This is a genomic window from Oceanotoga teriensis, assembly GCF_003148465.1.
In the GTDB taxonomy this organism is placed as follows: domain Bacteria; phylum Thermotogota; class Thermotogae; order Petrotogales; family Petrotogaceae; genus Oceanotoga; species Oceanotoga teriensis.
The window spans coordinates 77,981-90,498 of the sequence record NZ_QGGI01000001.1 but is presented as its reverse complement, the minus strand read 5'-3'; the positions used below and the strand labels follow the sequence as shown (position 1 = coordinate 90,498).

Sequence of the window (12,518 nt, the reverse complement as noted above, 5' to 3'; positions counted from 1 at the left end):
AATCCAAGGAGGGGTTAATATGGAAATCAGGGATGTTTCTATGAATAATTATCAGAAATATGATAATAAAATTAACAAAACACCCATTCAAAAAGATGAAATTGGAAAATATACCAAAAATCAAGAAAAAAATTCTGAAAACAATTCATCTTTAAAAGATATCACAAATATACTTCAAAAAAAGCTCGATAAAATTCAGAAAATTTTTAATTCTGAAGCAAAATTTGAAGTTAATGATGATGTTGATATGGTTGTTGTAAAGATTGTTGATAAGGATACTAAAGAAGTTATAAGACAGATACCACCTGAAACTTCTATAAAACTTGCCAAAGCATTAAATGATTTAGAAGGAATTCTTTTTGATGAGCAAGCATAAATAAAAAGCGAATTATTAAATTCGCTTTTTATTCTACAAGTTGTGTAATTCATTTATTGTTAAAATATCATTTAAATGTGATTTGACTTCTTTAAAAGAAGAAAGTTTTGATAGATTACTTCTTAATTCTTTTGAACCTTTTATACCTTTAGTATATCCAACTAAAAATTTTTTAAATCTGTCTACACCATTTTTTTCATTTTTTGAATCTAATATCAAAGAATCTAAATGTTTTAAACATAATTCAAATTTTTCATGGATATTTGGAATTTTATTTTCAAAAATCCAAGGGTTTCCTATTGCACCTCTTGCGATTATTATAAAATCAGTTTTAATTTCATTTAAATAATAATCTATATCTTCTTTTTCAAATATATCTCCAGAACCGCCTATAAGTATTTTAGATTTTTCTTTTATATTTGGGAAAAAATCTCTTCTTGCAATTCCTTTATAAAATTCTTCTCTTGTTCTTCCGTGTATTATTAAATAATCCGCACCAGCATCTTCTACTTTTTTTTGTATTTCATCTAAAATAAAACTATCATAACCGATTCTTACTTTTACTCCTACTGGAATGCTAACCTTCTTTTTTATAGAGAATATTATATTTGATAAATTATCTAAATCTTTTAATAATGCTGAACCAGCACCTCTTTTAACAACTTTTTTTACTGGACAGCCGGCATTTATATCTATCCAATCACCGTAATTTTCAACTATTTTAGCAGCATCTGACATTACAGATGGAGAATTTCCAAATAATTGGATTCCAATATTTTTTTCATCTTCATGTGGTAAAAGTTTGAAAGTTGGTTTTATATTTTTTATTATAGCATCTGAGGATATCATTTCTGTGATTGTAAATTCAGCTCCATGATCTACACAGATTTTTCTGAATATATAATCACTATAATCTGCCATTGGTGCAAGCCCTTTTTTGTTAATTAAATCCATTTTATAACTCCTTAAGTCCTAAATTAGGTATAGCATCTAAATTTAAATCTGAAAATTGATTTCTTATAAATTTTTCATATCCTGCTCTTGCTATCATAGCGGCATTATCTGTACAATATTTCAGATTTGGATAATAAATATTTATATTTTTTATTCCATCAAATTTAGATCTCAATAAAGAATTAGCTGCAACACCACCGGCTATAACTACTTTTTTAACTCCAGAATCATTTGAATATTTAACAACTTTATGTACAAGGGTATCTATTAGAGATTCTTGAAATGAACAAGCAATATCTTCGATATTTGCTTGACTATGTTCTTTTAAAAAATATAATACAGAAGTTTTTAATCCAGAAAAAGAAAAATCATAACCATTATTATATAATGGTTTAGGAAATTTATATATATTTTTACCCATTTTTGCCAGTCTATCTATTACGGGTCCACCTGGATAACCTGTATTCATCATTTTAGAAACTTTATCAAAAGCTTCTCCAGCAGCATCATCTCTAGTTTTCCCAATTATTTCAAAATCCATATAATCTTTTGCATGTATTATCATTGTATGGCCACCAGAAACTAATAAAACAATAAAAGGTGGTTTTAAGTCTTTAAAAGCTAAAAAATTTGCATAAATATGACCCATTAAATGATTAACTCCTATTAAAGGTTTATTTAAAGAAAAACTTAAAGATTTAGCAAAATTTAAACCCATAAGTAAAGAGCCTACTAATCCAGGACCATAAGTAACTGCAATTGCATCTATATCATCATATTTAATATTTGCTTTTTGAAATACTTCTTTTGTTATTTTATATAAAAAATCTATATGTTTTCTTGAAGCTACTTCTGGTACTACACCACCAAAAATTTTATGTATATCTATTTGAGAGATGATTATATCAGATAATATTTCGTGTTTTCCTTTTAATAAAGCTACAGATGTTTCATCGCAGGATGTTTCAATTCCTAATATTATAGGTTCCATATGATCACCTCAAGCAGATTTTTTCTTTATTAATATAGCTTGTTTTTCATTCTTTACAACATTTTCATCTATTATTATTTTATCAATTTCATCTTTTATATCTGGTGCATCATACATTATATCAATCATAACTTCTTCAAAAACACTTTTTAAGGCTCTTGCACCAGTGCCTCTTTTTAAAGCTGTTTTTGCGATTTCTATTAATGCATCATCTGTAAATTCTATTTCTATATCATCTAAATCCAACATTTTTGTATATTGTTTTAAAATGGCATTTTTTGGTTCTTTAATTATTCTAACTAAATCATTTTCATTTAAATCACCTAAAGTACTCAAAACAGGAAATCTTCCTACAAATTCTGGAATCAATCCAAAATGAACTAAATCATCAGGTGTTGCCATAGATAAAAATTCACCATCTCTTAAGGCTTTCTTTGATTTTATATCTGCACCAAAACCCATTGTTGATGATTGTGTTCTTTTTTTAATAATATCTACAAGACCATCAAAAGCTCCACCTGCTATAAATAATATATTTGAAGTATCAACTTTTATGAACTCTTGATAAGGATGTTTTCTACCACCTTGAGGGGGAATATTAGCAACAGTACCTTCTACTATCTTTAACAAGGCTTGTTGAACTCCTTCACCTGAAACATCTCTTGTTATTGAAGGATTTGGTGATTTTCTTGTTATTTTATCGATTTCATCTATATATATTATTCCTTTTTGAGCTTTTTCAACATCGAAGTTAGCCGATTGTAAGAGTCTTAAAATAATATTTTCAACATCATCTCCAACATATCCTGCTTCTGTTAATGGAGTTGCATCAGCAATTGCAAAAGGAACATCTAAAATTCTTGCTAAGGTTTGAGCTATTAAAGTTTTTCCAGTTCCAGTAGGGCCAACCATTAAAACATTTGATTTATCTATTTCAATGTCTTCAAAGCTTTTTCCCGTAGCAATTCTTTTATAATGATTATAAACAGCAACAGAAATTATTTTTTTAGCTTTATCTTGACCGACTATATATTTGTCAAGTTCTGATTTTATTAGTTTTGGTGTTGGAATATCATTTAAGTTTTTAATATCTTTTTTTGTCTCTTTATTTAAATTATCTTCTATTAGATCACCAAAAAGATCTATACATTCATCACATATATATATTCCATTTGGACCAGCTATTAATGCATTTACTTCTTCTTGAGATTTTCCACAAAAAGAGCAATATTTTTCTTTCATAAAAATTCCTCCTATTAAAATAATCGCATCTTATATTTTATCATTTTATATAAAAATCAATATAACATTTTAATTACAAAAAAAGGGCTATATAAAGCCCTTTTTATAATAATTTTATAATAAACTCATATATCTTTCACCAGAATCACAAGCTATTGTTAATATTCTTCTATTATCTCCGAGTTTTTTCAATAATTTTATAGCTGCAGCTACATTAGCACCAGATGAAATACCGACAAATAAACCTTCTTCTTTTGCTAATCTTTTTTGATATTCTAAGGCTTCATCACTTTCTATTTTTATTATTTCATCTAAAATCTCTAAATTTAAATTTTTAGGAATAAAACCAGCACCAATACCTTGTATTTTATGTTTTCCAGGATTTCCGCCTGATAATACAGCTGATTCATAAGGTTCAACAGCACTTATATTTATGCATTCTCCAAAGAAATTTCTGAGTACTTTACCGATTCCTGAAATAGTTCCGCCAGTTCCAACACCTGCAACAAAGCCATCTAAATTGAAATCCATTTGTTTTAGTATTTCAGGACCAGTTGTAATTTCATGTGCTTTTGGATTTGCTGGATTTTCAAATTGATTCGGCATAAAAGCATTTAATTCATTTTTAATTTCTAAAGCTTTTTCAATTGATCCTTTCATACCTTTTTCAGCAGGAGTTAATACTAATTTCGCTCCAAGTAATTCCAAAACTTTTCTTCTTTCAAGACTCATACTTTCAGGCATAGTTAAAATAACTTCATATCCTTTACTTATTCCAATAGAAGCCAATGCAATTCCAGTATTACCGCTTGTTGGCTCTACAATTATTTTTTGATGAGGACCTAAAAAACCATTTTTCTCAGCATCTTGAATCATAAAAAATGCTGGTCTATCTTTAACACTTCCAGCAGGATTATTTTTTTCAAGTTTTATAAAAATTTGGCCTTTTTTTACAATATTAGATAAAGTAATTATAGGGGTATTTCCTATAGCTGTATATATCATATTTAATTCCTCCTTATATTATGAAGTCGGCATTTGAAATTTTATCATTTAAATACATTACAGAATTTGAAGTACAATTAATTTTTTTGATTTTTGCAGGAATTCCAACAGCTAGAGATTTTGGAGGAATATCCATCAATACAACAGAGTTAGAACCTATTATTGAACCATTTCCTACAAAAATAGGTCCTAAAATTTTTGCTCCAGATCCCAACATAACATCTTTTCCTATTTCTGGATGTCTTTTACCTTTTACAACTTTTTTAGAACCAAGAGTTACTCCATGATATATTAAAGTTCCTTCACCAACTTTAGCAGTTTCACCAATTACTATTCCAAAACCATGATCTATTACTATTCCAGCCTCTAATTCAGCTGCTGGATGAATTTCCATTGAATAAAGAATTTTTCCAAAAATATGGATTAAATAAGATATAAAATATAATTTATATTTATAGAAAAAATGTGAAAATCTATAATTTAATAGGCCATGAAATGCTGTTGAAGTAAAAAAAACTTTTGCTTTTGAACTTGCTGTTGGATCTTTTTTTAAATACATTGAAAGATCTTTATTGGCATTTTGAAATATTTTAAAGAAATCTTTTATAAAATTAAACAATTTAATTCCCCCTTGGAATTAGTATAAAAAAAGTCGGAATTATATAATAAAAACAAGTTGCTAATTGCAACCTGTTTTTATTATATACTATAAATTTTTCATTTCAACTATTTTAGATTAAGAAATTTTAAACTTTTTTTCAAAAGTAATTTATCATTAAATAACCAATTTAATTTCTTCAATAAACATTATAGCTATAAAGTCATTTTTATCTTTTATCATTATTCTATCCTCATAAAAAAACAAAGTTATTTTACCTTTCATTCTTGATAAATAGGATCTTAATTTTCTTATATGAATTTTAATTAAATATTGATTTATAGTTGAATAAGGTAGTTTCCAAGATATATTTGAATCATTTTCTTTTTTATATAAAAAACTATGATCTTGTTTAAAAATTAAATAGGATATATTATTTTTTGAAAAAGATATATAAAATTTATCAAGAGCTTTTTTTAAGTGTGTTGGATCTATTTGCAATTTTTCTAAAATAGATTTTGAAAAGTTTATTTTTAAAAAATCATTTTCTTTAGAACATATATTCATTATCAATCCTGGGGCATATATCAATAAAGTTTCATTTTTATAACCAATTGCAATATTATTATTTTTATTTAATTTTTTTAATGATTTTACTATATGCCTTGCACTTGTAAAAGGAATTTTTATGTTTATTTCTTGATTAAAATCTTTTATCGAAGATTGTAAAATGTAAAATTGATTCTGATATCTAAAATTCAACAAATTTTTATCAGTATATATTTCTATAAAATCATCTTCATTAGCGGAAACAGATACATAATCAAGTGTGTTATAAAAATCTTTTATATTCAAAGTTTTTAAAGGAGTAAATTCTTTTAAAATATAAGGAATTTCTTCTTCTTTTTGAATTTGTGCAGATAATGTCATATCATCATATTCTATCTCTAATTTGTCTTCTAATATACTTAATTTTACTATTGAATTTTTTTGATTTTTGCTTCCCCTTAATAAACCTTTTAAATATCTTATTGGAATTATTGATACCCCATCAAAAGGTAAAAAATCTCTTGAAAAGTTCATCAACATTTTTGCACATCCATCACTGGCATAAACTTTTAAACCTTTATCATAAAAAAAAGTAACTTTTCTATGAGAAGGTTCAGTTGTACCACAAAAAGAGTCCACAAATTCAGTTAATTTTTTTAATTGTTTTAAACTTATAAAACCTTCCATTATATACCACCGAATAAAGACATTTGATTTTTATCTGGTAATCCATCTAATATTTTCATGTCTTTTAAAGTTTCTATATTAGATTTATTTACACCAGTTCTTGAAATTAATTCTTCTATAGATTGAAATTCACCTTTATTTCTTGCTACAATTACGCTTTTAGCAGCTTTTTCACCTAAATTAGGAATTTTTATAAAAGGAATTATTAAGCTTTTACCATCTATTAAAAATTTTTTAGAATCTGATCTATAAAGATCAACGTTTTTAAATGAAAATCCTCTTAACAGCATTTCTAAAGCTATTTCTAAAACAGTTCTTTCATTTTTTTTCTTTACATCTAATTCCATACTTCTAAGTTCCATTAATCTTCTTTTTATAGAATCCTTTCCTTTTATTATTACTTCAAGATTAAATTCATCGCCTTTTACACTAAAATAAGTTGCATAAAATGCTAAAGGTTTGTGTACTTTAAACCAAGCAATTCTAAAAGCCATGGAAACATAAGCAGCAGCATGTGCTTTAGGAAACAAATATTTAATTTTTTTACAAGAATTTAAAAACCATTCAGGTACTTTTACATTTTTCATAAGTTCTTCATCTTCAGGGGTTAAACCTTTTCCTTTTCTAACTTTTTCCATTATGAAGAAAGATTTCTTTGGATCTGCACCTTTTAATATTAAATAATTCATTATATCGTCTCTACAAGCTATTACATCATTTAGAGTTGCAATTCCATCATCTATATAATTTTTTGCATTTCCTGACCAAACATCAGTACCATGTGATAACCCTGAGATTCTAACGAGTTCAGCGAATGTTTTTGGCCTAGTATCTTCAAGCATTCTTCGAACAAAATTTGTTCCAAATTCAGGGATTCCAAGAGAACCAACAGTCGTATTTAATTCGTTTTTTAAATCTATATTTAAGGTTTGAGTTGATGAGAATATACTCATAGTTTTTTTATCATCCATGGGAATATCAAATGGAGATATTCCTGTCAGATCAGTCAACATTCTTATAAATGTTGGATCATCATGTCCTAATGCATCAAGTTTTACGAGATCATCATGTATTACATGATAATCAAAATGTGTAGTTTTAACATCTGATTTTGTATCATTAGCTGGAAACTGTATAGGTGTAAAATCAAAAATTTCAAATTCTTTTGGAACTATCATCAAACCACCAGGATGTTGACCTGTAGTTCTTTTTACACCTGTTATCGCATTAGCTATTCTTTGCATTTCACAGTTTCTAAGAGTTTTTCCAGTTACTTCGGAGTATTTTTCTGAATATTTTCTTGCATATTCAAAAGCAGTTCTTTCAGCTACTGTTGATATAGTTCCTGCTTTAAAAACATGCCCCGTTCCAAACATTTCTTCAACGTATTTATGTGCTCTTGCTTGATATTCTCCAGAAAAATTCAAATCTATATCAGGGATTTTATCTCCTTCAAATCCCATAAAAGTTTCAAAAGGAATGTCCTGTCCATTTTTTTTCATCATAATATTACAATCTTCACATTTTTTATCTGGCAAATCATATCCAGAACCATATTTTCCATCTGTAAAAAAGATGCTTTTTTTACATTTTGGACAATAATAATGAGGCGGTAAAGGATTAACTTCTGTTATACCCATCATAGTTGCTACAAGAGAACTTCCAACAGAACCTCTTGAACCAACAAGATAACCATCATCATTAGATTTTTTTACTATTTTTTGAGCCATTAAATATAAAACAGAATAACCATGTTTGATTATGGAGTTTAATTCTCTTTCAAGTCTTTTCATAACTATTTCAGGCAATTTCTCGCCATACATTTCATAAGCTTTATTCATAGTCAATTCTCTAACTTGGTTTTCAGCATTTTCAATATTAGGAGGATTTAATTTTTTCTTTAAAGGTTGAATTTCTTCTATAGAATCTGCTATTAGATTGCTATTTTTTATAACTAATTCTTCGCATATTGATTTATTATTAAATATTTTAAAAGTTGCATCGAGCATTTCATCTGTTGTTCTAAAATATCTATTAGATTTATAATATCTCTTTTTATCTGCGACTTTTAAAGCAGTTCTAAACTTTCTTTCATGTTTTTCAAGATAATGAACATTACCAGTCATTACTGCTGGAATATCGAGTTCTCTTGCGACTTCATATATCATTTTATACATTTCAATGGCTCTTTCATCAGAGAATTCTTCTCTGATTTCAAGAGAATCTATTGGCATTATTTCAATATAATCAAAAAATTTTGCAGTTTCTAATAATTCATCTTTTGTTGCACCACGAATAAAAGCCTGACAAAGTTCACCATTTTCACAACCTGATCCTATCAATAATCCATCTCTTAGATTAGATAATTCACTTTTTAATATTCTTGGAATTCTATAAAAATATTTTACGTGTGAATTTGAGACAAGTTTATAAAGATTTTTAAGACCTGTTCTATTTTTTACCAAAACAGTCATATGCATAGGTCTTAAACTTTTATAATCTATAAATTTTCTTAGTTTATCGAAGTCAGATAAATATTTAACTCCTCTTGACATAGCCATTTCTATTAATTTTAAAAATACTAAAGCTGTTATATGAGCATCTTCATCAGCCCTATGATGATTAAAATTACCCAGATTAAGACCTTTTACAACTTTATCGAGAGAATAACCACTAAGATTCATCAAAGATTTCGAAAGTGATAAAGTATCTATATAAGTATTCTTATATTTTTTGTTTTGAACTTTTCCAACCCATTCTCTTAAAAATCTATAATCAAAATCAGCATTATGAGCTACCAAAATGGAATTACCTATGAATTTCAAGAATTTTGGTAATTCTTCTTTTATACTATTTTTATCTTTTAACATATCTTCATCTATTCCAGTTATTTTAGTTATTATTGGTGGAAGAGATTTTTCTGGTTTTATTAATGAATGAAATTTTTCAATAACTTCACCATTTTTTACTTTCACAGCTCCTATTTCAATTATTTCATTTACCGCTGGTTGAAGTCCAGTTGTTTCAAAATCAAAAACAACATATTCACATTTATCTATTAATTGATCTTCAGTGTTTATATTTATAATATTTATAAAATCATCTACGACATTAGCTTCTAATCCATAAATTGCTTTAATTTCCATTGAAGAAGCTGCATCATAAAATTGAGGTATACTTTGTATAGCACCATGATCAGTTATTGCTATAGCCTTATGACCAAATTTTTTTGCTTTTTTCACTAAATCTTTAACTTCTATTATCCCATCCATTTGAGAAAGCTTAGAATGAGAATGTAATTCTACTCTTTTACTTTCATTATTATCTTCAGAAGTTTTGAACTCTTCTTGAATTTTAACAAGATTAAAAGGTTTTACACAAAAATCTTTTATAAAAGTATCATAGAATATACTTCCTTCGATCAATAACATATCTCCAATATTTACTTTTGAATTTATTTCTGCTCCTAAAGAAGCAAAATGTTTTACTACTATAGAATCATTATTATCAGTAACATATAAAGAAACTATATTATTTTTATCATTAAATTCTTTATAAAAAACTTTCCCCTTTATTACCGCAATTCTTCCCTCTGTTGATTGAATGCTACTTATATCTGTATGAATTTTTTTAAAATTATTTCCAATTATTATGATATCATTTTTTTTATTAGAGATTTTATTGACTGTATTATTATAATAATTTGATGGTTCATTAAAGTAATAATCCATAGGTTTGGAATCTGGTTTTAATTTATCATCAAGTTCAAATTCATAATTTATATTATTACCTATGTATCTTGCGATAAAAGAATTTAAGGTTGATTTTTCTCTTTTTAATCTTGTCACAACATATTTTGAAAATGTTTTAAAAATTATTTTTTCTCCATCAAATATAGGAAGTAGTAGCATCAAATATTCATATAGATTATTACCAATTATCAATTTTTGCCAATTTTCTATAAAATATTCAACAGAATTATTACCCACGGGAGTAATCTTTACTTCTGATTTTAGCATACGTGTTAAATATTTTTTTAAATATATTTCAAAAGCTTCATTTTTATTATTTTCTATATATATTTCATAAATATCTTCTATACCATTATTAACTTTTTTGATTTCTCCTTTTATATCAAAAGGAATAAAACCTATATTATCTATAAAAAATTTATTTATATTATTTTGCAAAATTAACACCTCTAAAATTCCCATGACAAAAAGCTGCAGCTAAAGCATCAGCAGCGTCATCTGGAGTAGGAGTCTTTTTTAAATTTAAAAGTAATTTTAAAGTTCTTTGTATTTGACCTTTTTCAGCTCTTCCATAACCCGTTACAGCTTGTTTTATCTGAAATGGAGTGTATTCATAAATTGGTATGTTCTTCTCAACTAAAGAAACTAATATTACACCTCTTGCTTCTCCAACTTGAATAGCGGTTGTAACATTTCTAAAAAAGAATAATTCTTCAACTGAAGATTCATCAGGTTCATATTTATCTACTAATTCATAAATGGAATTTTGAATCTGATGAAGCCTTGAAGGCAAATCTAATTCTTTATCAGTATAAATAACTCCATAGTTAACAGTTTTAAATTTATTTCCTGTTTTATCTAATAATCCATAACCAATTCTTCCATAACCAGGATCAATTCCTAAAATTCGCATAAAAAATACACCTCTTGTAAAAACATTTATAATAAAGTCTAAATTTATTATACAGTATCAAAATTAATTTTATCATAAGTAACTTGAAAAAAATCTTACGTGTTATAATTAAAGTATAATTATTTTATCAATAGAGGGAGGAATAAAATTGAAACATTTTTTTCAAAAGAGAAGAAATAAAATATTAAATTATATGAAAGATAATTCTATTGCTGTAATATTTTGTGGGAATCCTATTCATAAAAGTGCAGATGAAAATTATAAATTTCATCCAAATTATAATTTTTATTATTTAACGGGTTTAGAAGAAGAAAAATTTATATTAGTTTTGACAAAATTAAATTATAAAACTCAAGAATATTTGTTTATAGAAAAAAATGATGAACAATTAGCAAGATGGATTGGCGAAAAGATGAGCCCCGATGAAACTCAAGAAATCTCAGGAATAGAAAAAATAATGTATTTAGAAAATTTTAATAGTTATATAGATGCATTATTAAATTCTAAGTATGAAAATATTTATTTTAATATTGAAAATTATAATCATGAAGATAAAAAAAATCCTGATATAACTTATGCGAACAAAATAAATAAAAGATATCCACATTTAAAAATACATAATTTATTTTATGAGATAAATGATTTAAGAACAGTTAAAGATGAATATGAAATAGATATGACTAAAAAAGCTATTGAAATAACCAAAAATGGAATTTATGAAATGATGAAAAATAGTAAACCAGATATGATGGAATATCAAATAGAAGCTTATTTTGATTTTATTTTAAAATCAAATGGAGTTACAGAATATGCCTTTCCTACCATTGCTGCATCAGGAAAAAATGGAGCTATTTTGCATTATTCATCTAATAATTCTAAAGCTTCTAATGGAGATCTTATTCTTTTTGATCTTGGAGCAAAATGGAATAATTATTCAGCTGATATATCAAGAACATTTCCAGTTAATGGTAGATTTACTCAAAGACAAAAGGATATTTATAATGTTATTTTAGATACTATGAAAGAAATCGAAAATAATGCTAAACCTGGTATTACATTGGGAAACCTTAATGAACTTTCAAAAAGACTTCTTGCAGATGGATGTAAAAAATTAGGATTAATAGAAGATGAAAAAGATCTTTCTAAATATTATTTTCATTCTATTGGACATTTTTTAGGACTTGATACTCATGATGTTGGACAAAGAGGAAAAGAATTTGAACCTGGTATGATAATTACTAATGAACCCGGACTTTATATTCCAGAAGAAAATATTGGAATAAGAATTGAAGATGATCTACTAATAACTGAAAATGGATGTGAAAATTTATCCAAAGAGATAATAAAAGAGATTGAAGATATAGAAAACTTCATGAAATAAATATATACCCCTTTTTTACATAAAACTATATATTGTTACATATCTAAAAAATAACATATTTTTAATACTA

General features: G+C 26.2%; 10 protein-coding genes. 2 read left to right on the top strand and 8 right to left on the bottom strand.

Annotated features, from left to right (window positions below):
- Positions 1-19 precede the first annotated feature (19 nt).
- A complete protein-coding gene (locus tag C7380_RS00435; protein WP_109603507.1) occupies positions 20-376 on the top strand; it encodes a flagellar protein FlaG in 357 nt (118 codons plus the stop codon).
- Between the two features lie 33 nt (positions 377-409).
- Here C7380_RS00435 and C7380_RS00430 read toward each other — a convergent pair whose 3' ends face one another.
- From C7380_RS00430 to ruvC, 8 genes are all read right to left on the bottom strand, one after another.
- Complete coding sequence (locus C7380_RS00430) at positions 410-1,330, bottom strand: tRNA dihydrouridine synthase (protein WP_109603506.1); 921 nt, start codon at positions 1,328-1,330, stop codon at positions 410-412.
- 1 nt (position 1,331) lies between these two features.
- Positions 1,332-2,321 carry a tRNA (adenosine(37)-N6)-threonylcarbamoyltransferase complex transferase subunit TsaD gene (tsaD, locus tag C7380_RS00425; protein ID WP_109603505.1) on the bottom strand — a complete coding sequence of 330 codons (990 nt, stop codon included), beginning with the start codon at positions 2,319-2,321 and terminating at the stop codon, positions 1,332-1,334.
- Between the two features lie 9 nt (positions 2,322-2,330).
- A complete protein-coding gene (gene clpX, locus C7380_RS00420) occupies positions 2,331-3,563 on the bottom strand; it encodes an ATP-dependent Clp protease ATP-binding subunit ClpX (protein WP_109603504.1) in 1,233 nt (410 codons plus the stop codon).
- Positions 3,564-3,677: 114 nt separating this feature from the next.
- A complete protein-coding gene (cysK, locus tag C7380_RS00415) occupies positions 3,678-4,568 on the bottom strand; it encodes a cysteine synthase A (RefSeq protein ID WP_109603503.1) in 891 nt (296 codons plus the stop codon).
- A 13-nt stretch (positions 4,569-4,581) separates the two neighbouring features.
- Positions 4,582-5,187, bottom strand: a complete 606-nt coding sequence (gene epsC, locus C7380_RS00410; protein WP_240597455.1) for a serine O-acetyltransferase EpsC — start codon at positions 5,185-5,187, stop codon at positions 4,582-4,584.
- Positions 5,188-5,343: 156 nt separating this feature from the next.
- On the bottom strand, positions 5,344-6,402 hold the full coding sequence (locus tag C7380_RS00405) for a hypothetical protein (RefSeq protein WP_109603502.1): 1,059 nt from the start codon (positions 6,400-6,402) through the stop codon (positions 5,344-5,346).
- Positions 6,402-10,592 (bottom strand): PolC-type DNA polymerase III, encoded by a 4,191-nt coding sequence (locus C7380_RS00400; protein WP_240597453.1) that lies wholly within the window; start codon positions 10,590-10,592, stop codon positions 6,402-6,404. The genes C7380_RS00405 and C7380_RS00400 overlap by 1 nt, the downstream gene beginning before the upstream one ends.
- Positions 10,582-11,067, bottom strand: coding sequence for a crossover junction endodeoxyribonuclease RuvC (gene ruvC, locus C7380_RS00395; RefSeq protein ID WP_109603500.1), 486 nt, complete (start codon positions 11,065-11,067; stop codon positions 10,582-10,584). The genes C7380_RS00400 and ruvC overlap by 11 nt, the downstream gene beginning before the upstream one ends.
- Positions 11,068-11,215: 148 nt before the next feature.
- Here ruvC and C7380_RS00390 point away from each other — a divergent pair, with 148 nt between their 5' ends.
- Positions 11,216-12,448: an aminopeptidase P family protein gene (locus C7380_RS00390; protein WP_240597451.1), complete on the top strand. Its 1,233-nt coding sequence runs from the start codon at positions 11,216-11,218 to the stop codon at positions 12,446-12,448.
- The last annotated feature ends 70 nt before the right edge of the window (positions 12,449-12,518 follow it).

Bases quoted from the DNA above. Each gene is read 5' to 3' on its own strand.
- C7380_RS00435 (WP_109603507.1), top strand. From the start codon at position 20: ATGGAAATCAGGGATGTTTCTATGAATAATTATCAGAAATATGATAAT.
- C7380_RS00430 (WP_109603506.1), bottom strand. From the start codon at position 1,330: ATGGATTTAATTAACAAAAAAGGGCTTGCACCAATGGCAGATTATAGT.
- tsaD (WP_109603505.1), bottom strand. From the start codon at position 2,321: ATGGAACCTATAATATTAGGAATTGAAACATCCTGCGATGAAACATCT.
- clpX (WP_109603504.1), bottom strand. From the start codon at position 3,563: ATGAAAGAAAAATATTGCTCTTTTTGTGGAAAATCTCAAGAAGAAGTA.
- cysK (WP_109603503.1), bottom strand. From the start codon at position 4,568: ATGATATATACAGCTATAGGAAATACCCCTATAATTACTTTATCTAAT.
- C7380_RS00405 (WP_109603502.1), bottom strand. From the start codon at position 6,402: ATGGAAGGTTTTATAAGTTTAAAACAATTAAAAAAATTAACTGAATTT.
- ruvC (WP_109603500.1), bottom strand. From the start codon at position 11,067: ATGCGAATTTTAGGAATTGATCCTGGTTATGGAAGAATTGGTTATGGA.